The sequence below is a fragment of the Echinicola sp. 20G genome (genome assembly GCF_015533855.1).
Lineage (GTDB): Bacteria > Bacteroidota > Bacteroidia > Cytophagales > Cyclobacteriaceae > Echinicola.
Genome location: NZ_AP024154.1, coordinates 343201 through 364228, shown reverse-complemented (window position 1 = coordinate 364228; position 21028 = coordinate 343201). Strand labels below are relative to the sequence as shown.

Annotated in this window: 14 protein-coding genes; 10 read left to right on the top strand and 4 right to left on the bottom strand. The window is 41.2% G+C overall.

The genetic code is table 11. From position 1 onward, the window contains the following. Window positions 1–6: 6 nt before the first annotated feature. Window positions 7–5034, top strand: coding sequence for a C25 family cysteine peptidase (locus tag JL001_RS01730; protein WP_200974402.1), 5028 nt, complete (start codon window positions 7–9; stop codon window positions 5032–5034). Between the two features lie 128 nt (window positions 5035–5162). Next, the gene (locus tag JL001_RS01725) at window positions 5163–5972 is read left to right on the top strand and encodes a helix-turn-helix domain-containing protein (RefSeq protein WP_236252671.1); all 810 of its coding nucleotides are present in this window, start codon (window positions 5163–5165) and stop codon (window positions 5970–5972) included. A 396-nt stretch (window positions 5973–6368) separates the two neighbouring features. Here the strand turns inward: JL001_RS01725 and JL001_RS01720 are convergent, their stop codons facing one another. Further along, window positions 6369–7643, bottom strand: coding sequence for an aminotransferase class V-fold PLP-dependent enzyme (locus JL001_RS01720; protein WP_200974400.1), 1275 nt, complete (start codon window positions 7641–7643; stop codon window positions 6369–6371). Between the two features lie 675 nt (window positions 7644–8318). Here JL001_RS01720 and JL001_RS01715 point away from each other — a divergent pair. Beyond that, window positions 8319–8582, top strand: a complete 264-nt coding sequence (locus JL001_RS01715; RefSeq protein WP_200974399.1) for a hypothetical protein — start codon at window positions 8319–8321, stop codon at window positions 8580–8582. A gap of 162 nt (window positions 8583–8744) precedes the next feature. Here the strand turns inward: JL001_RS01715 and JL001_RS01710 are convergent, their stop codons facing one another. The 3 genes from JL001_RS01710 to JL001_RS01700 form a co-directional block, all read right to left on the bottom strand. After that, complete coding sequence (locus JL001_RS01710) at window positions 8745–10166, bottom strand: YfaP family protein (protein ID WP_200974398.1); 1422 nt, start codon at window positions 10164–10166, stop codon at window positions 8745–8747. A 294-nt stretch (window positions 10167–10460) separates the two neighbouring features. Further along, window positions 10461–11315 carry a hypothetical protein gene (locus JL001_RS01705; RefSeq protein WP_200974397.1) on the bottom strand — a complete coding sequence of 285 codons (855 nt, stop codon included), beginning with the start codon at window positions 11313–11315 and terminating at the stop codon, window positions 10461–10463. A 23-nt stretch (window positions 11316–11338) separates the two neighbouring features. After that, entirely contained in the window at window positions 11339–12415 is a 1077-nt protein-coding gene (locus JL001_RS01700; protein ID WP_200974396.1) for a hypothetical protein, read from the bottom strand. 695 nt (window positions 12416–13110) lie between these two features. Here JL001_RS01700 and JL001_RS01695 point away from each other — a divergent pair. The 7 genes from JL001_RS01695 (at window position 13111) to JL001_RS01670 (ending at window position 20992) form a co-directional block, all read left to right on the top strand. Next, window positions 13111–13482 carry a hypothetical protein gene (locus JL001_RS01695; RefSeq protein ID WP_200974395.1) on the top strand — a complete coding sequence of 124 codons (372 nt, stop codon included), beginning with the start codon at window positions 13111–13113 and terminating at the stop codon, window positions 13480–13482. Window positions 13483–13739: 257 nt separating this feature from the next. Then, a complete protein-coding gene (locus JL001_RS01690) occupies window positions 13740–14138 on the top strand; it encodes a transposase (protein WP_200974394.1) in 399 nt (132 codons plus the stop codon). Continuing rightward, window positions 14135–14551 (top strand): hypothetical protein, encoded by a 417-nt coding sequence (locus tag JL001_RS23110; protein WP_236252670.1) that lies wholly within the window; start codon window positions 14135–14137, stop codon window positions 14549–14551. The genes JL001_RS01690 and JL001_RS23110 overlap by 4 nt, the downstream gene beginning before the upstream one ends. After that, window positions 14521–15081, top strand: coding sequence for a DDE-type integrase/transposase/recombinase (locus JL001_RS23105; RefSeq protein ID WP_236252669.1), 561 nt, complete (start codon window positions 14521–14523; stop codon window positions 15079–15081). Before JL001_RS23110 ends, JL001_RS23105 begins: the two co-directional genes overlap by 31 nt. 220 nt (window positions 15082–15301) lie before the next feature. Continuing rightward, entirely contained in the window at window positions 15302–18058 is a 2757-nt protein-coding gene (locus JL001_RS01680) for a TonB-dependent receptor domain-containing protein (RefSeq protein WP_200974393.1), read from the top strand. A gap of 13 nt (window positions 18059–18071) precedes the next feature. Continuing rightward, window positions 18072–19385, top strand: coding sequence for a DUF4876 domain-containing protein (locus JL001_RS01675; protein WP_200974392.1), 1314 nt, complete (start codon window positions 18072–18074; stop codon window positions 19383–19385). A 62-nt stretch (window positions 19386–19447) separates the two neighbouring features. After that, window positions 19448–20992 carry a DUF6850 family outer membrane beta-barrel protein gene (locus JL001_RS01670; protein WP_200974391.1) on the top strand — a complete coding sequence of 515 codons (1545 nt, stop codon included), beginning with the start codon at window positions 19448–19450 and terminating at the stop codon, window positions 20990–20992. Window positions 20993–21028 lie beyond the last annotated feature (36 nt).

Here is a 21028-nt window from a genome sequence, read left to right as displayed (position 1 = left end):
GATGGCATGAAGAAACTTATACTACTTTTCTTATTGGTGATTGCCTTTTTACACCCCGGCAAGGGACAAAGCGAATGGATCAATCATGCCCTTACCTATTATAAGATTCCAACATCCACAGATGGCATTTATCATATAAGCTATACGACCCTTTCAGCTTCTGGAATGAACCTAAATGGTGTCGATCCGAGAACCATACGGATATATCATAGGGGACAGGAAGTAGCCATTTATATTGCAGGGGAGCAGGACGGAAGATTTGATCAGGCAGATTACATCCAGTTTATAGGGGAACGCAACGATGGCAGTTCGGACATTAAGCTGTATCCTGACCCGGACAACATGGCCAACCCAAAGTACAATAACCACAGCGATGCCACCGCTTTCTTTTTGACAGTGACACCAGGTACTTTTGGAAAGAGAATGGGAAGCAGAAATGTTGACCCTTCTATTCCTGAAACTAACGAATATACTAAAAAGGTCAGTCAGGTTTTTGCTGATCAATATGCTTTGGGCCAAACGTACTCTCTTGGGGTAAGGCTGGGGAAATATGATGTGGGACAAGGCTGGACAGGAAGGGCCATCACCAGAGGGAACTTTGAAGAGGTGGTCTTTAGAGAGCTGGGGACAATAGCGTCAGACTTTGAAGCCTCCTTGGAAATGGGGCTTGTGGGCCGTTCTGATGCACCTCACAGAGTGGAAGTTTACGTCGGGCCGAATAGTGACCAATTAAGGCTTTTACAAACAGAAAATTTTCTAGGGTTTGAATACAGGGCCATTCAGGCTTCCTTGCAAGCAAGTGATGTGGGCACTGATGGACGTTTTGTGGTTCAGGCCAAACCCGTCAGTACAGAGGGGAGCAGCGATAATGTGTCCATCAGCTTTGCTACTTTAACTTATAAGGCCCTCAAACAAGAAGGAGAGTTTGCCTCCAATAAGTTTAAGATAGAAGCTGGTGAACAGAATATTACTTTTGGAAACATGCAGGCAGAATATTTGGCATATGAGGTGTCTGATGTTTATAATCCCTTAAGGTTAATTGCCCAGAAGGAGTCAGGAAACCTGACCATTTCAGCCGGAACAGCGGCAAGGGAAAGTGAAATTTTGGTTCAGCAGAGAAGTGCGATCATCGAGCCAAATGTTTTGGAGCGGGTCAAATTCAGAAACCTGATGAACCGATCTGCCAATTATATCATCTTAACTCATAAAAGTCTAAGGCAAGCCACTTCAGTGAATACCGATCCCGTGGCGGCCTATGCCGGTTACCGACACAGCCCGGCAGGGGGAGGCTACGACACCCTGATCGTCACGGCCAATGAACTGTACAACCAGTTCAATTATGGGGAAAAATCGCCCTTAGCTGTGAAGGAGTTTTTGAGGCAATATTCCAGCAAGTTTGCTCCCGAGTACCTTTTACTGATGGGCAGGGCTTTTGGAATGTACAATTCCACTAATTCGGGAGGAGTGACCTATTTTTACAGAGATCGACCTGACTTATTCAGCATACAAGACTTGGTGCCCACATATGGCTATCCTTATAATGACAACCTTTTTGCAGTCGGCTTTGATGAGAATGACCCTATGCGCAAGGATATTGCTATTGGTAGGATTCCTGTGCGGACGCCTGAGCAGGTAAATGATTACCTCAATAAAATAAAAGAGAAAGAGGCCCTTGGTGCTTCAGCACCCTGGCAAAAAGATATGGCCCATTTGAGTGGAGGGCTTTCTGCTTTTGAGTTGGAGCGGTATTATAACTTCGTCAAAGGTTTTGAGAATATCGCTGAGAACATTTATTATGGAGCGGATGTAACCACATTTAGAAAGCGGTCCAATGAACCAGTGGAGCTGATCAATATTTCGGACAAAGTCAATGAAGGGGTCAGCATGATTACTTTCTTTGGGCATGCAGCGACATCGACGACGGATATTGACATTGGCTTTGTGAGCCAAGACGAGCTAGGCTATGACAATAAGGGCAAATACCCCTTTTTACTTTTGAATGGCTGTGATGCTGGAAATGCTTTTGGGACGGCCTATACCTTTGGGGAGGATTGGATCCTGACACCGGACAGGGGTGCCTCTAATTTCCTGGCCCATGCCAGTATCGGGGTAGATGTGTATTTGAGAAGATATTCTGAATCTTTCTATACTAAATCCTTTGCAGATTCCTCTTTGATCTACCGCCCTATCGGTAAGGTGAAAATAGAAGCCGAAAAATATTTTTACAATAGGTACGGAACATCAGAGATCAACCAGTCTCACGTTAACCAAATGGTCATGTTGGGAGACCCGGCAGTAAGGATCTTTCCAGCCAAAGAGGCTGATTATGCATTGAGTACAGAGGAGGTTGCTTTTACAGATTTGAATGGAGAGAATATCAACTCACTGACTGACACCATTGATATGGCGTTTGTGGTGAGAAACTTGGGGCGTGTCAACCTCGATACCATTGATTTTAAAGTCAGCAGAACTTTGCCAGATGGCACTGTCATTCCGTTTGAAACTGAAGACTTGACTCCTGTCTTTTACCGTGACACCATTCATTTTTCGGTGCCCAACGTGGGAATAGTAGCTGCCGGGGATAATGTATTTACCATTACTATTAATACCACTAGGGAGGTGCCAGAGTTGACCTATGCCAATAATACAATTGTGGTGAACAAGTTTATCGAATCCAGCGGCACCCAAAACCTCAGCCCGCTCAATTATGCCATTGAGCAAAGATTGGAAGTGGAGATGATCGCTCAGATTCCTGGCAAATCCACAGAAGACAGGACGATTGTTTTTCAATTGGATACTTCCCCTGATTTCAGTAGCGCTTGGCGAAAAGAATCCCGTGTGACAACCCGTAACATTGCCAAGTGGAAACAGAGTATCGCCGATAAAGTCAACGGCACTGATTCAGTGACCTTTTATTGGAGAACCAGGTTCTTGCAGCAAAAGGAAGGTGAAAGCAAGGAGTGGGCTAGGAGTAGTTTTACCTATATTCCTAATGGCCCGGAAGGGTGGATCCAAAGACAGTTTACCCAGCTGGGAGAAAACCATATCCAAAACATGGAAATTGACCAACCTGCTAAGCAATGGAAATACCAGGGCACCCAACTCAATTTGGATGTATATACTTTTGGATCGCAAGCGGAGGGACTTACCTATGGACAGGTACAGATTCAGTTGGATGGTTCTTCCTATAATCAGGACCTTTTCCAGCGAAGATGTACCAATGGCTCTTTTGGCCTGATGGCTTTTGACCAAAGGAGTTTAGCTCCTTATCTGGTGGTTCCTTTGACAAATTTTGATGTGTTGGATGGAAAAAGCTGTGGAAAAACCCCGCAGATCATTCAGAATATAAGGAACAGCTGGATTACTGGTGATGGGCAGACCATGCTGTTGGATTATATCGATGGATTGAAGGAAGGGGATTATGTGGTGATTTTCTCAGTGGGAGCGGTGACTTTTGAAGACTGGCCAGACGAAGCTTTCCTAAAAATGAAGGAAATAGGAGCCAATGAGGCAACCTTACGGAATATGAGGAATGGCGAGCCTTATATACTTCTGGGCAGAAAAGGTATGCGACCCGGAGAAGCCAAGGAAATAGTGGCTGACAAGAATTCCGAAATACCAACCACTGAACAAGTCATCACTTTTAATACCACATTGGAAGGTTTCTATGATGCCGGGACGGTTTCCACCGATAGGGTTGGGCCAGCATCAGCTTGGGCAGCCTTCTTCAACCAAACAAAAACCATTGAGGAAGCGGATAGTGAAATCTTTGCTTTTGATGTAATTGGGGTAACCAAAGAGGGGGCTGAAACGATTCTGTTTGAAAATGTGGTTGATGGGGAAATCAGATTGGATGAGATCAATGCCATTACCTACCCTTACTTACGACTTAGGTACAGGCTCGAAAATTCAGCATCAAGGTTCCCCGAACAACTACAGCAGTGGCAAGTGAACTATACCGGTGTGCCGGAAGGTGTGCTGGTTTTAAAGTCCAAGGAGGAAGCCCTCAATCTACAGGAAGGGGAGGATGCCAATGTTCAATTTGAATTTGTGAATATTTCCAATTACAATTTTACAGATTCTTTGACAGTGCAGTGGAGCTTGCAGAACAAAACCAATAACACCCTAGAAAATTACAGCATTAAAATTCCACCGATCAAAGCAGGAGAAAGCCATGCTTTTGACATTGATTTCAACTCATTGGGAAAGGCCGGAAAAAATTCCTTAAACGTCATTGCCAACCCAAGGGAGTTTTTGGAGCAGTCTTATAAAAATAATGTGCTGGACTTGGCCAATTATATTACCGTTTTAGCGGATGACCAGAATCCAGTTTTGGATGTCAATTTTGATGGGACATACATTATGGACGGAGACATTGTATCCCCCAATGTACTGGTCACTGCTTTGTTGAAGGATGAAAATGAAGCTTTGTTGAAAAAAGACACTACTGGCGTGGAGGTTTATCTCAAGAGAGACTGTGAAGGCTGTACTTTCCAAAGGGTTTCATTCAGCAATCCTGCATTAAAGTGGTTTGAAGCCGCAGAGAACTCCGACTTTAAACTTGAATATTTGCCCGGCCCATTGGAAGATGGCATTTATACCTTGCGCATCAATGCCAGTGATGCGTCAGGGAATCAGGCGGGTGAAAAGCCTTATGAGGTAAGCTTTGAGGTGATCAATGAGTCTACGATTACCCATTTTTATCCTTATCCCAACCCGTTCAGTACAAGTGTAAGGTTTGTGTTTACCGTAACAGGCATGGAGCCACCAGATCAAGTCAAAGTGCAGATCATGACCGTCACTGGAAAAGTGGTACGTGAAATTTTGCAGGATGAGCTGGGACCGATCAAGATTGGTCACAACATTTCGGAATATGCCTGGGATGGCAAAGATGAATTTGGCGACCAACTGGCTAATGGAGTTTATATCTACCGCGTTTTGATCCGTAAGGATGGGCAGTTTGTGGAGCACCGTGCCACTGCTGGTGACAAAGCCTTCAAAAAAGGCTATGGAAAAATGTATCTGCTGAGATAGTTTAAAACCCTTTGAAAACAGCTTAAATGGCATATGTCGGGTCAATGTCGGGTGAAATCCGCTCATTTTTCGGCCAATGGTATAATTAAAAATCTCAATTTGCAATGGTCAACCAACAACTAATAACAATGAAGCAACCTGAACTAGGCAAGGTCATACAGCAAAGGCGCTTGTCAAAGGGAATGACCCAGGAAGAACTTGTAGAGCGGTGTAACATCAACGTCCGTACCATTCAGCGTATAGAGGCAGGAGAAGTGACACCACGAGCATATACAGTGAGGACGATCATGGAAGTACTGGAAATCCCGATGTCGATCGAAACAGAGGAAAAGAAGGATAGCAGTATCCCGCCCTTGTTCTCTTACCAAGATAAAAGGCAGCTATGGTGGACTGGCCTGGCAGGCATAGCTTATTTTATATTGTCCTCCTTTGAGATATTTTGGAATATGGCCATGATGTCAGGGGAGGAAGTACAACAGCCTGAATATTTTGTCACGCTGAAGGTGGCGGTGCTAATTACTTATGCAGGGTTTGCCTATGGTTTTTGGCTGTTAGGGAAACGTGCCGGGAACCAAGTATTGCAGTTGGGAGCAGTGTTTTTGATCTTGGTGAATGCGGTAATGATTGGAGTGGATATTTATTATGGGAAAGTGGTGGCCTCAGAAGACATTTGGATAGGTGTGTTTGAGGTGGTGGCATTTGGTATTTCTCTGATTCCATTTTCATTGGGCCTGATCATGTCCAAAAAACAACTGGGACAACCCTACTTAGTGGTAGGAGCTTTGGGACTGGTCAATGCCCTTATATTTATCACTGTGATTTTGGTCTTGATTGGTGTATTGACAGGCGCTGCATTTGATATCGCCTGCATTTACCTGCTCTTTCAGCAAAGTCAAAAACAGAAAGAAGAAAATTTTGTCGAAGCAGCTGTGCTGTAAGAAAGCTTCGCTTAGTCTTGGTGTAGATTGCATCTACACCTTTTTTGTCCTTTGCTAGGCTGTATTTGCAACTTAGGCTCACAATTAAAAGGTATTTGAAATGCCTCAAAGCAGATTTAAATTTCTTACCCTTTGCGCCACAGTGAGTCTTCGTCCTTCTATCTTTCATTCTTACCCACTTCCTACTTCCAGCACCTTCCTTCCGTGTATATCCTATTCAACTGTGGACAATACTTGCCCATCTCATATAATTGTTAAATTGAATACTCACTCTATGTCGCTCTTTGCACTTTCCTGAATTACAAAATACCTCACTGCTAAGCTCTCAGATAAATCACCAACCTAAGTCACTCAATTGTGTTAGGGTAAATTAAAATAGGCTATGGGTGATATTGTTTAGGTAACTGATCGAACGAATTTTAAAAACTTGTCGATTTCCTCAGGAGAATTGTAGATATGAGTGGAACCTCGAATGGCATCTAAGCCACTTTCTGGGACTACTCTTAAACGGAAGCCAGCTTCTATGGCTTTTTGGTTGAAAATTTTGTAGTCAAGATTTTTAGGTTTAAAGGTAACCATATTGATTCTTGAGATTTTTTCTTCAGGGGTTAAGAGTTGTATTTTACTTCCCGATTCCTGCAAACCTTCGAACAGGTAATTGGAAAGGAAGCCAATTCTTTTTTCTATTTTCTGTTGGCCGATTTTCTTGTGGAATTCAGCAGCAGCGGCGGCCCCTTCATAAAGTGGTGCGCTCTGACTGCCATAGTCAAAGCGATGGGCGGTTGGAACATATCCCTTTAGTTGGGGTGGTTTTGCATACATGTCCCAACCGGTATCAGAATAAGCACCAACCTGATATGCTTGAACTTCTTCCAGTCTGTTCCCATTAATATAGAGAAATCCGGTGCCATTGGGGCCAAGCAACCATTTGTGGCAAGAAGTAGCATAAAAGTCACAGCCCAACACTTTCAGGTCAAGGTCAAAAGTTCCCACTCCATGTGCCCCATCAATAGCGGTGTAGATATCATGCTTTTTAGCCAATTGTGAGATTTCTTTTATGGGAAAGACTAATCCAGTAGTCGTGGTGATATGTGGAATGGCAATTACCCTTGTTTTTGGGCCAATAAGCTGTTTGATTTTATCAATATTTTCTGTAGCACTTTTCCCGGGTTCAAATGGTTTAAGGACAATACCGTCTAGTTTGGCACGGTTGATCCAGGGAAGGGCATTGCCCACATGCTCTTGATAAGTGATGATCACTTCATCACCAGCTTTAAGGGGTAGCCCCCAACAAACCACATTAATGCCTTCAGTGGTATTGTGGGTTAGGCTGATTTCTTTGGGAGAGACCTTTACTAAATCCGCTAGTATTTCCCTACTATGATTGGTGTGCCCGTAGTTGCCCGTTTCATTGGATTGGAGTAAAGTGTTGGAGATGCGTTGTACAACCTCTTTTGGGGAGGGGCCAAACGTACCATTGTTAAAGTAGATGCGATGGTGCTTCAAAGGAAATGATCTACGTAAGATTTTCCAATATTGTTCATCATCTTGAATCGAGAAGTGCTCTTTGTAAGGAAAGTGCTTGGCTTCACTTGTAAGGGTGAGTGGTATCACGGAAAGTCCTAGGGCTCCTTTGGAGAGGTGTTCAATAAATAGTCTACGAGGATTCATGATGATAGAAAAAACATTGATATAGTAGTTTATATATCCATAATTTAACCTATTGATGAAATTTTAACAAAAATTCGTTCAAGAACATAGAATTTTTATATGTTTTACCATTTTGGTCGATTGATCTTCTAAAGAAAATTGTATAGAGGGCATTAAAAATCTTATTCTTCCTCCCAGCAGGTGGTGCTATGCTTAACACGATAAATTTGGGGGAGGCAACTATACTGTGATTAAATCTATACGGCTTAATTTAGGTTTGGTATTATAAATGGGATAATTGTATCCAATGAAAATAATTTTAATAGGTATGATGTATAAATACTATTTATAGGAGGATATTAAACAAAATAATTTTTTGTTTAAAGGTGTGAAAAATGTTTTTCGCAAAACGTTTAAAATTGTATATAAAATGTCTTTGCTTTATGATCTAAATTAAATTCAATTAAATAAAAACTATTAATGTTAAACAAAATGTAAAATTACCGGAGTATTGTTTAACATTTCCTGTTTTAACGCCTAGCGCTTTAATTGTATGTTTAGTAAAATAAATTTACAGACCCTAAATGAATTTGTATCAGAAGAACTAGATCAACCCGCAAAAGACTTGAAAGAACAATTAAGTATGCTCTTATAACTCGATTCATTACCATTGTATTAGTCGGTATCTTTTTTTGTATGGCGGCTATAACCGTTAATCCGTATTATGTGTTGCAGGCTTCCTGTGTACTGGTGGTATTATGGATGATAGAAAATCTGTTGTTGTACCATGAGGATGACCTACGTCGGGCAGAGGGCCAGAGTACAGAATTTAATATGGGAACTTCCAGAACCTTAAAAGGTGCCTTTAAGGAATTTCTGTTTTCAAGAAATAGCTTGTTCTATTGGACAGCATTTGTGATTCACATCTTTCTGTTTCTATTTTTAATGCTTACCAAGTGAAGGTAAGATTATTGATCAGCGCAGCTTGAATCTTAAAAATTTAGAAAATGATTATGAATTAGAGATAAGTTAACCTTAAAATATCGAATTTATATTATTCATGGACTTGATATTTTAAATGGCCCCGGCAAGACTTTAGCGTTTAATACCGGGGCCATTGATTTATTCAAATGTAAGGGTATGTCCCTGTCTGTGGAAATTGGCTACATGCACTTTTTGATGGTCAAAATAGCCCAGACTGAGCCTAAAGCTTTTTTCAACACCTAAGCCGTTGATTACCTTTACGACACAGTCTGTGATAGGAGCGTCTTCGGTGGGATCATAATAAACCAAACTTATAGAATAGTTTCCGTCGAGGATGTCTTTGGTCCAATATATGTTTTCGGGGCCAAAGCCATCTACATCATCACGGTCTAGGTAACCTCCCGATGCTGAACTTGGGTTTTCAAAATAGATTATCTCACCGTTTGGGTCGGTGACATGTAGGTCAATATCCGATTCTGTATTCCAGCTTAAGCCTATTTGGATTACGCCATTGCTATCGGATAAGTCATCCAAGTCTTCTTCTTCCACTATTTCAATCTCCTTCAGATCATCTAACCAATCATCCAAGCCTGTCCATTCATTCTCAGAAATTTTATTTCGAATGTCATTGATGTGGTCTTTAATGTCATCTATAAAGTCGACATCGTCAAATAAGGAAATAGAAATGTCATTTTCTCCTTCAAATTCACTTTCTCCAATATATTGTTCTTGGTCTGTAAGTTCATAGATGTCTCCAAAAACTTTTTCATCAGTGATTTTATTTAAATTATTTGAAAGTTTACAAACAAAGTTTTTATCGGATTTATTCAATACCTTGCTGACTTTGCAAGGGGCATTGATTAGTTTGGTTTTGGTTTCTTTAAGTACATCCATTAGATCTTTTACCTGGCTGTCAAAAAAGTCATCAATATCATCAGTTGAAGTGACAGAAACCCTTTGATGCATGGTACTATTGTTCTTGGGTTTTCCACGATATAACCCAGGAACTGGAGCCGGAAAGGCAAGGGTTTTTGTTTTGGATATATTTGGGTTGATTCTGCCAGATGGAGAAATTTCATTGTCAAAAATTACTTCAATATTTTCGTTTTCGATTCTTGCTTCATAAAGCAAGGTGCCTAGCCGATTTTCCCAGTCATAATGATAAAATCTTAGGTAATAAATATTTTCATTAATACTTTCTGAATGGTAAAGGTAAGGGAGTCTTTCATGGGTGGCAGAATTGATACCGTACATAAATTCAGCTTCTTTGGAAGAGTTGAGCAGAACTACCCACTCAGTTCCTGTTTCCATATCTGATAGGTAGAGTTTTTCAGGTGAGGTTGGGTAACCGAAACCATTGTAACCAAAAGCAGTAGCTTGGAATTGATCGTTTTTCAAAGTTACTAGAGGGGCCAATTCTGCTGATCCAAAAGCTTGCGGTGCATAATAGACGATGGCTGCATCCGCGTCGAACTCCTCATCATCATTGGTAAACTCTTCTATCAGACTACAGCTGAAAAAGAGAAAGCTAATTGCCAAATAGGTAAATAGATTTTTCATAATGTGATATGTTTAAAAGTAAATACAAGTGATATTAAATAATTTACTGAATAGCGAAATCTGGATATTTGATTACGAAATGACTTTTAATTTTTAAATGGTATGAAAGCTTGATTGTATTCAAAATGGTTTAAAAAAAATCTGAAAAGATTAAATGTCTGAGGTTTATAAAATAAAATTAATACACATAATACCGTTGTTCAATACATTTTTTTATGTATTTATCATCAATTAGATGATCTTTTAACCTAGCTTCATTGATCTCTGCCTTCATGAAGACATCCGTTTTCACTGTCATTTACCAAAACTATCCAGATTAATACCTAGTCCTACTCCGTAATAGCCCCTATTGGCATAGTTCCAATCTTTGACATTTTGGGTGAGGGGGATGTCCCAGGCATAAGAGAAGCTGAGCTGAAACCCTCTGATATTTATTCCTATTCCTGGAGCAAGAAAGAAAGCCAGACCATCCTCTTCATGTTCATAAGGCTTTTCCAATAAACTGGTAGAGGAAGCATTGAGATTGACTTTGGAAAGTCCAAAGCCTAAGCCTCCAGCGAAACCCATTGCATTATTTTTTGCTTTGAAACGTCTATTCTTGAAGGTTTCCCAATTGAGGTTATAAGATATAGACGCACCCAGTTTGAGGTCAGTTTTGACTTTACTTCCTATGGTGTCATTCAGGGCAGGCCTGACCGCAAAGGGAATGGTGATGGCACTCCATTTGACAGCATGTCTTAGTAGCCTCACATAACCATTTTCAGGGATTTGCAAATAGCTTTGATGATTTAGATTTGTATCCTTGGAGGATGTAAAGTGGTAGGGGTTCAAGTATAATTTCCCAGGAGCGTCATCAGTATGTTTTACCTCTCCAATTTTCCATTTTGAAGTAACCTTTACTGGAATGTCTTGAGGTACCGAAAATACAGAGTCTTTTTCTAAAACCCTTTGAACAGTTACCCCTGCTTTTTCCTCCGTAACTATCCATCCTTTTTTAAGGTGCACTTTTTTCTTTCCGGTTTTCATATAGACGGTGTCTTGAGTCTGTATGAAAGGACGCAGCTTGTAAAAAGAAATTTCTTTTTCCTGTTGCGAAAAGGAAGGTAGACTTAACAACAAAAGCAGTAGTGTAATGATATAGTTTTTCATGTGAGAAAATTAAATGTAGAGATTTAGTAAGCCTTATTCTCGTAGATTATCTGGTCATGGTTTCGAAACCATACTTTGGAATGAAATGGGTCAAAGAAAACCTGTTTGGCTGAAGCTAAAAATGATGCCCCAAGCTGAGCGGCTGGGATTTTCCAGGTTCCTATTCCCCCGCAAGATTGGATAGCGTTGGGTGGGTTTTTCAAGAAAATATAGAAATCCGAAGTGATCATTACCGGACTTCCGTCCATACCGATAATTTCAAATTTGGTGTCATCAGCGATTTGGAACGCCTTTACCTTTTCTGTGATGCCTTCTACACAGGTTGACAATGTAAAGTTTGCTTCAGGGAGCTCTTGCATGAAAACGCCTGAGGCTTCGAGTACATCAAAAAAAGCTTTATTGATGTTAACACTATGCGGGTAAATCCCATCATCAAACCCTGGGTCGATCTGGGCCATGGCCATGGTTTTTCCAATTCTTACCGGAATAGTGGGGACATTAGAGGTGCAATTGTCCTGAAGCTTTGATATTTGGTCTGCAAAATACCCCGCGGAGGAAGCAGGCTTGAAACCATGCGTGGCTAACCATGATTCAGTGCACTCCCCTTCTTTTGATCGGTATATTTTTCCGTTTTCATAATCCAATAGGTAGGCATTTAATGAAAGAAAGTCCGTACCAATTATACCCGCTTGCTTGATGCCCCCTAAGCCTTGAAGGTGGCTGTAGTCTGCATGGATTAAAGTTACTTTTCCCCAAGAACCATAAAAATCAAAATTGTTGAAATTTGTTGAAGGTCCGATGGGAGCTGGGCTTCCCTTAGTAAAGGCGCTAGTATCAATAGTCGATAGGGTAGCGGCATAATCTATTAAAAAATAACCTTGGTGACCATCTACGGAAAGCGCTACATAAGGCATTTGGCTTTTGATCAAAAGTGTCTTTTCTTCTCCGACATAAGATTGAGCGAAAATATAGGCGTTACTTGAGAGGCAAAGGACTAAAAACGCGATGGCTTTTTTAAAAAAATGGGGCTTTTGGCGCGCTGATCCAAAATCACTTTTAGTAATTTTGAAATGGATGTCATTTAAAGGTATTGCAGTCATTTTGTTAATGGTTGGTTGTTTTAATATGTATGATATTTCACGGTATATATGCGAAAATAAATAATTCATACTCAAAATTACACTGGTCTTAATGTAGTCACAATACCCTGAAACAGGTAAATTTGATAGGTTAACTTACCTTGATTGAAAGCACTGATTCTTACGCATCAGGTCAGATATCAACATTCCTTGTAGGAAAGTGATTTATTTTTAGATGCTAAAGGGCGTATAGTTAGTTAATCGGCATGCGAATTGATAAAAGCCGTTGACCAATAAGAAATAGAAAATCTTAAAATAAGAATTCAATCATAGCTGCTTTGGAAAATGTGATTTTGCCACTTAAATCTGGAGTTAGTGGATTTCCTATGGTTTTAATCCATCCTGTGATTCGGGTGCGACTTTCTAGCCGAATATGGAGTGTCAGAATTAGGGTGGAGTATTAGAAAAATTAAACAAAATAAGTTTCTGTGTAAGAAAGATAAAGAGCCAATGGTATAAAGTGCAAATTTACTTATGTCGAATTACCTGATTCTGTTATAAAAACAATATTGTTTACTGTTTATAAAATATAGTTAAACAAATTGTGGGTTTTTAATGTTTTTGTTTATTTTTTTGCGTATTCTATTAAACAAATAAGTAGTCAATCTAATTCGATGTATCACATATTCACGAGCATCACCATAAACATGAAAATCATGAATTTTACAGATACCAATTCTAGAAAAAGTAAAATAGAACAAATAGTTTTACTATCGATTTGGACCAGATTGGGTGCAATACTTTGGATGGGTGTGTTTATTTGTTTGGCGGCGATAGACTTGGATCCATACCTTTTGTTAAATGCAATGGTGGCTTTGGGATTGTGTTGGGCAATAGAAAAATACTTGCTCAATAGGGAGGCAAAGCTGCGAAATTATTCTGCCAGGAAAATGGTATCCTCAGCAAAGTCTCCAGTTTCTTTAAAAACTATGTTAATGGATTTTCTTTTTTCTTTTGATAGCCTGTTTTATTGGACAGCCTTAAGTATCCACCTCTTATTATTCTTTTTTTTGGTTTACAATATATAGGCAAAAGCTCATCCCGGAGAGTGAAGTGAATTACTTCATGCAAAATGCGCGCAGGTCGCCAGAACTATGGGCTTGCATGTAGAAGCTACTTTTTGTGCCTAAAGCCTGCCTCTGTACTTTAGGGGAATAAGGAAAGGCTCATGCTCTTTAACGAAACAGTGACTTAGACTGATTAAATCTCAAGAGCTTGGCCGCTAGGCAGGTTCAATATTGTCATTCCCTGAAATAGGTTGACCGTTTTTTAAATCTGAAGTAAGATGCAAAAAACAGGAAAACGAATCAATACTCGAAGATTGTACTCTGAAGAATTTAAGCGTAAATTGGTTGAAGATTACGAAAAGGGAGTGATGTCAGTCCCGCAAATGGAGAAGTATTATGGGATATCCAACCGATCACTTTACAAATGGATTTACAAATTCTCCTCATACAATAAGAAAAACATCTGTATTGTGGAATTCAAAGACAGTCAAACCCTTCGGCTAAAAGAACTAGAAGAAAAAGTTAAGGAACTGGAACGGACAGTGGGCCAAAAACAGATTATGATAGACTATCTGGAAAAGATGATCGAACTGGCCAAGCAGAACTATTCGATCGACATCAAAAAAAACTCCGACACCCCACTCTCTGGTGGTTCCAATCCCGCCAAAAAAAGATGAGCTATTCCCTCAACGAACTTTACCGGACGATCGGAGTAAGTAAGCAGGCCGTACAGCAAGCTAAAAAGAGGCAGGATGCTTTTGACCGGAATCTGGAAGAACTGGTTGTTTTGGGGGATCATCTTAAGGAGGAACATCCAGGGTGTGGGGTGGAAAAGATGTATTATACCCTCAAGCCCAAATCGATGGGCAGAGATAAATTCTGCGAGATTTTTCTCTGCCTGGGTTACGGGGTTAAGCAGGTAAAGAATTATCATAGGACCACTTACAGTGGATCTGTTCATTATTCCAACCTAATTGAGGGAATGGCAGTCACCAGGCCTTTTCAGGTGGTTCAGAGTGACATCCCTACTATCATCTTAAAGGGGAACATTACTATCTGGTGTTCATCATTGATGTATATACCAGACTGATTGTAGGTTTTGCTGTCAGTGATTCCCTTCGGACTGAAGCAAATCTGAAAGCCCTAAAAATGGCGCTCGCGGAGATGAATTACCCCCCTTGGGGATTGATCCACCATTCAGACAGGGGATCCCAATACAGCAGCAACAGCTATACTAAGCTTTTAAAAGACAATCAAGTCCATATCAGTATGGGGTTGGTTGCCTGGGAAAATCCCTATGCCGAACGGATCAACGGAACCATCAAAAACGAATATCTGAAACGATGGTCCATCAGTGATTTTAAAGACCTTAAGAAGAAAGTAAGAAGGGCAGTCAGCAACTACAACAACAAAAGACTGCACAGAGGATTCGGGATGAAGTTTACACCGAAGGGGTTTTATGAAAAATTAGTAGATTTAAAGGCCCAAGAAAGACCGACGGTAATTGTTTACACCGAAGGAAAGAAAAACTTCAAAGGAGCATCGAGCCCCTTTGAAGTTTGCCCAAGAGAAGAACCTCTGGCTCATGTTTGCCCGATGGATATATTGAATAAATGTTAAACCAAACGGTCAACGTTATTTAGGGATGGTCAGTCTTCCCACTTCCTACTTCCCACCTCGTACTTCCAACTTCCTTCTTCTCACTTCCCTCTTAAGAGTGCCTTTATATAGCTAATAGCTTTTAGCTATGACATGTCGCTATTCAATAGAATTTTACTCTTAGTTTTTATTTATACTTAATCTAAATAATTTATACCTTTGCCGCTTCATCACCCAGATTATGAAGCGAAGATTATTGTTGATCATATTCATTTTAATGCCATTGACCATACTGGTGGCACAAGAGCAATCGATGCTGACCATCAAGGGGCACATCATTGACGTTGACCGGGAGCCTTTGGCTTACGTTACGGTCAGAGCGGCCAACTTTGCCTATGCGCTTTCTGATGAAAAAGGAAACTATGAATTGCGGTTTCGTAAGCCTACTAGTGGAAAACTGGTTTTGTATTTCAGTTTGGTAGGCAAACAGGCGCTTAAAAGAGAAATCGAAATTGGACCAAATACTCATGTTATTAAGGTAGAAGAGGTTTTGCTTCAGGATCATGACCTCTATATGGACGAGGTGGAAGTGACCGCCCAAAGGGATGAAGAAAACGTGTCCAATTCGGCTTATAAAATCGATAGGACGGCCGTTGAGCAAGCCCGGGCCAACAACCTTTCGGACTTATTGCAGATGGCACCAGGCCAAACCGTCAAAAATCCAATGCTCCACGGCGCCCAGACCATCACCTTCAGGTCCAGTAATATCTCCTCCCAAGATGCCCTGAACAATGCTTTCGGTATTGGGATTTTTATCAATGGCAGTCAGTTGACCAAAAATGCAGACATGCAAGGTGTCAACCCCGTCCAAAGAGGAGCCTTCGATTCCTATGCCGGTTCACAGTTAAATGGGACTTCCTATGCACCCAGTGACAATCCTGGTGGTGGCTTTGACCTGAGACAGATTCCTGTGGGCAATGTAGAGAAGGTAGAGCTGGTCCAGGGCGTAGCCTCAGCAGAATATGGGGATATTACGGAAGGGGCCATTATCGTGGAAACCATTGCGGGCAAATCGCCCTTAAACTTTGCGGTACGTTATGCCGGGGGAAATACCAATGTCTTCGCCAATAAAGGCTTCCAGCTAAATGAAAGAAATTCTCTCTCAGTGGGCCTGGACTACGTCTACAGTAATGCCAATCCTATAGACCGGATGAAGTCCTACAATCAAGTGAACGGAAATGCGCTGTGGACCACTTATATCGGAGCAGGCAAGAAGATCAGAAATAACCTGAGTATGAACTTCAATACCAACTTGGATGATTTCAAGTCGGACCCTGATATTGGATATGCTTTGCGCAACCGCTATCAGCGTAGGGCATTTTCGGTATCCGATAAAATAAGCCTCAATTATTCTACCCCAATATTCGATGGCTTGGAGGCCTCCATCAACTATTCCTATGGAGAAAGTACCTCTGAAACCATACAATTGATCAATAGGGGAGTAACTGGGGTAACGGATGTTACGGAAGAAGGTGTACATGAAGGTACTTTCACACCAGGTACCTACACCGCTTCCATGCGGGTACATGGTAAACCCATATCGGCAGGTGCCCGACTCAATTTTTCCAAGGAATTCAATACAGGAAAATGGAAGCATGCACTTTCATATGGCTATAATTTGAGTTACAGTGCCAACAGGGGAGATGGAAGAGTATTTGATCCATTTAGGCCCATTTCGGGAGGTTCTTCTCCTACCTCAGACCGGCCGTACTCATTTAGGGATGTTCAACCTGAACTGGTGCAGCAAGGTTTTTATGTTCAGAATGGTATCAAGGGAAAACTACTGGATAAGGATTTAAACCTAAGTTTGGGCGTTAGGGGAGACCTGCAGGTTGGTTATTTTACAGTATCGCCCAGAATCAATGCACGCTATAAACTGGCTGAAAGATGGTCCCTGACAGGAGCATATGGCATTCAGACCAAAGCACCGGGTTTGGTCCACCTCTATCCGGGGCCTAGCTATGAAGATGTAATCCTGCTCAATAGTTTTAACGGAAAGGTCAATGAAAGTCTTTACTTGGCTTATACCCATGTGGAAACATCCAATGCTCAAGGGCTTGAGCCCATGCTTTCCAAAAGACATGAAATTGGGGTCAACTACAAATCCAAAGGCCTCAGCTTGGCATTCACTTATTTTGGGAACCAAAATGCAGGAGGAATTAGCATCGATAAAGTCCCATTGGTTGTGGAGGTATCAGATTATGAAATTACGGGTTACCCAGAGGGAAGTACCCCTGAATATGCAGAAACAGGTGAAACAAAAAAATATGCTTTTAAATCAAACAGAATTACCAACACAAATTATACGGACAGTCGCGGTTTTGAATTGATGGGGGCCATTCCCAAAGTCGATGCCTTAAATGCCAGCTTTAATTTTTGGCTGAGTTATTACAATACCATCAGCTACAGTTTGTCAGATACCTATAAGAACAATAACAACGATGGATTTTTTGTGGAATCAGATTATGTATATGTCCTATACCCACCAACTTGGAGGCAGTCTGGACGGCTGCAAGGAAGCTTATCGACCAACTACCACCTTTCTTCATTGGGCTTGTTGATAAGCCTTAGGGTAGAGTCCTTCATCTACAATTATACCAGATCCAAAAGGGAGTCGGATAGGGCCAAAGCATATTTTGACCAAAATCTGGATTATGTCTTCATCCCGGAAAGTGAAAGGAATGACTCGACCTATGATTTATTGGCAAGGGAAGGGGATGATGCGCTCTACAGTGAAAACCCACCTGTAGCCTATTTCAATGCGCACTTGAACCTATCCAAAAACATCAGCAAAAATATACGGTTTACCTTCTTCGCCAACAATTTCTTGAATATCAGACCTGAAGGAAACTACCGCCTGTCCTCGGGAGAGGAATCAAGCTATGGCCCACTTAACCAAGCTCCCTATTTCGGGATGGAATTAAACTTTAAATTTTAAATAATATATCAAAATGAAAAAGTCACTACTACTATTATTGACTGTAATTACCCTGTTCAGTGCCTGTAATCAGGATGATGAACCTATTGTTCAGCCTATTGACCTGTCCATTCAGGTGATGGTGGATGAAAGCTTTGGAGGCGACCCTATGGCCAACGCGGAAGTGAAACTTACCAACGTCACGTCCACCCAAACCTTTTCTGCCATTTCAGATGTCGATGGTTTCGTGGAATTTGAAGCATTGCCTTCTGGTACTTATGATGTGGTCGCTACACGTACTTTTAATCAAGAAGAGTTTTCAGAAACATTTGGTTATAGCATAGAAGAGGAAGAGGTAGTATTCAATGCTTCATCTCCCGCCTTGGTGGTGAATGCCCAAACCAGTATGCCGGCCATGCTGACTTTGGAGGTGGGTAAAGTAGGTGACCTTCTGATCAAGCAGGTTTATTTTGCAGGTTCAAACACCAGGGAAGGAGCTTCTTACAGAGACCAGTTTATTGAAATCTATAATAATTCCAATGAAACCATCTTTGTGGATGGACTCTATGTGATGGGGGCGTATGGTAAAAACAATACAAGAGAATCAGATTATGACCAGCCTAACGGTCAATATGACTGGAGTCAATCTGTAGGGATGAGTGCGGATGGCGATCCAAATAATGACTATTTCTACACCAGATGGCTATATCAAGTACCCGGTGATGGGGATGATTATCCTTTAGAACCAGGTGAAAGCATTGTGATTGCCCAATCGGCGCAAAACCACAAAGCACCGTTTACGGATACAGAAGGGGAAACCATTTCAGTACAGAACCCTGCATTGACGGTGGACCTGAGCGGTGCTGAGTTTGAGGTTTATGTGGCAGATGTAATCTCCAATCCTATGCCAAGTGACATTGATAATCCAGGTGTGCCGAATATGATTGCCCATTATATTTTTGGAAGGGATTTTCTGTTGGATAACCCTGGCAGGGACAGTTATTTGATTTTCAGGATGGATGGGGACATAAACGACTTGCCTACCTATGCTGATCCTACCGATCGTGAAATCACTTCGGAAACGGATGTGAAAATTCAAGTACCTAAAGAGTATATCATTGATGGGGTGGAAATTCAACGAGCTCCGACCAATTTGATTCCTAAGAAGTTGACCAATGATGTGGATGCTTCCTATACCTATGTACCGGGCGGTTCATTCAGTTCACAATCAGTCATCAGAAAAACAGCTTCCCAAGTAGGGGATAGGGTGGTCTTGAAGGATACAAATAATTCCTCGGAAGACTTTACTTACCTGGAAATGGCTGCTCCAAAAGGCTTTGCCAATTAAAGAATGAATCAATATCGGGGAAAGTGCTGTTCAGGCCTTTTCCCGGTATATTTTAACATACAATGAAAAACACCCTCCGATATTGTCTGTTGCTATTGGCATTGCCCCTAATTTCTCAGCCTCTAATGGCCGAGAAGATGGACAGTGTAGCAGTAGATTCAGTGGATTCGCATTTTCTATCTCCCGCTTTTCAGCTGAAATGGCTGGAAATATCGGCTCTTCCGCTTCATCCCTATTGGGTGCAGGAAGAATTTGGACGCAGTCAGCTTGCCGTGACCCAGCAAAACGGCGATTTTATCACGGCCCAGCAAGCGGAACAAGAAAGTGGGATTCATGTTTTCTCAGAAGGAATTCGGAAAGTAAATGGCTTTTGGCTGGAAGGAGGGTTTAGCTATCGCAAGGTTTTTAGTGACAGCGTCGGCTGGAATCTCTCTAGAGAGCTCAGTTCAAACCCCTATTATCTAGGAAATATCAAAAAGGGCAATTGGGACAAGGATTATTTTGACCTATACCTAAAGGCCGTCAGGCCAATAGCGAATGAAAAACTGTTATTGGGTATAGGTATCGATTATCAATTGCAGCAACATGCCCGATACAATGACACCAGGATCCTAATCAACTATTATGACCTTTCCTGGGATGTGCAGTTGGCATACCGGATCGGCCAAGGTCAATATATTGGGCTTACTGCAGGCTTACAGAATAGTGATGAAAAGGGAGGATATAGATACTATGATGACAATAACGAGAGCTTTGGGGCTGAGGAATATATCGTTTACAACTTGTACGGACTTGGTAGCTTTGACTTGGTAAGAAGATCAAGGTATTACCAAGATTTCCATAGTAAAAGATTTGGCGCGAATTATGGCATTCAAAAAAATCATTGGAGGATAAATGATGAGTTTACTTACTCCTCCTCCATTTCAAGTTATGAATTTCGTTACACCAGTGGTGGAGAAATAATCATCGAAAATATAGGTGATTATAAACTGGAAGCTTACCATAACCGATTTTATGCGGAAAGATCCCAAAGCAACTGGATGCATCAAATGGTATTATTGACCAAGGTGGAAAAAGGCAAGGACTTTAATAATATCTTTCTTGGGGCCAATTATTTCTATAACGCATTCCGACAGGACCTGATTTACCAGTTGTCAACCAATCCATCCAGACTAAGCTTTACCGGAAAGTTGGGTGTTGAGCAAGTGTCCAAACAAGACCACAATGCTTCACATGCTTATGATTATACCAATATTGAGATGTGTCTCATGGCAGAGAAGGGTTGGGATAAGGCAGACTGGGTGTATAAACTTAATGTTGGACTTGGTTACAGGCATAACTTAAATGCTAATATAGATGTCAATGCTCAATATGAAAATATAGTTTCCCAATCCATCGTCTACCCTGAATGGATTTATGGTAGCGCCGATTATTTAATGCCCATGGTGAAGATGAAGTTGGAGAAATACCTGAAAAAGGTCGGTCTCCAAGGGAGTATAGGCTATAAAACAAGCATAGCCGCTCAGGTAAGAAGCATGGAAGCCTCTCTTTATACTCCTGATGGCCGAAGAGATCATATAAATTTAGGGATTACCATTTTGCATTAGCCATTGCTTGATGGAATCAGGCAATAACGAGCATGC

Bases quoted from the DNA above. Each gene is read 5' to 3' on its own strand.
- JL001_RS01730 (WP_200974402.1), top strand. From the start codon at position 7: ATGAAGAAACTTATACTACTTTTCTTATTGGTGATTGCCTTTTTACAC.
- JL001_RS01725 (WP_236252671.1), top strand. From the start codon at position 5,163: ATGAAGCAACCTGAACTAGGCAAGGTCATACAGCAAAGGCGCTTGTCA.
- JL001_RS01720 (WP_200974400.1), bottom strand. From the start codon at position 7,643: ATGAATCCTCGTAGACTATTTATTGAACACCTCTCCAAAGGAGCCCTA.
- JL001_RS01715 (WP_200974399.1), top strand. From the start codon at position 8,319: ATGGCGGCTATAACCGTTAATCCGTATTATGTGTTGCAGGCTTCCTGT.
- JL001_RS01710 (WP_200974398.1), bottom strand. From the start codon at position 10,166: ATGAAAAATCTATTTACCTATTTGGCAATTAGCTTTCTCTTTTTCAGC.
- JL001_RS01705 (WP_200974397.1), bottom strand. From the start codon at position 11,315: ATGAAAAACTATATCATTACACTACTGCTTTTGTTGTTAAGTCTACCT.
- JL001_RS01700 (WP_200974396.1), bottom strand. From the start codon at position 12,415: ATGACTGCAATACCTTTAAATGACATCCATTTCAAAATTACTAAAAGT.
- JL001_RS01695 (WP_200974395.1), top strand. From the start codon at position 13,111: ATGAATTTTACAGATACCAATTCTAGAAAAAGTAAAATAGAACAAATA.
- JL001_RS01690 (WP_200974394.1), top strand. From the start codon at position 13,740: ATGCAAAAAACAGGAAAACGAATCAATACTCGAAGATTGTACTCTGAA.
- JL001_RS23110 (WP_236252670.1), top strand. From the start codon at position 14,135: ATGAGCTATTCCCTCAACGAACTTTACCGGACGATCGGAGTAAGTAAG.
- JL001_RS01680 (WP_200974393.1), top strand. From the start codon at position 15,302: ATGAAGCGAAGATTATTGTTGATCATATTCATTTTAATGCCATTGACC.
- JL001_RS01675 (WP_200974392.1), top strand. From the start codon at position 18,072: ATGAAAAAGTCACTACTACTATTATTGACTGTAATTACCCTGTTCAGT.
- JL001_RS01670 (WP_200974391.1), top strand. From the start codon at position 19,448: ATGAAAAACACCCTCCGATATTGTCTGTTGCTATTGGCATTGCCCCTA.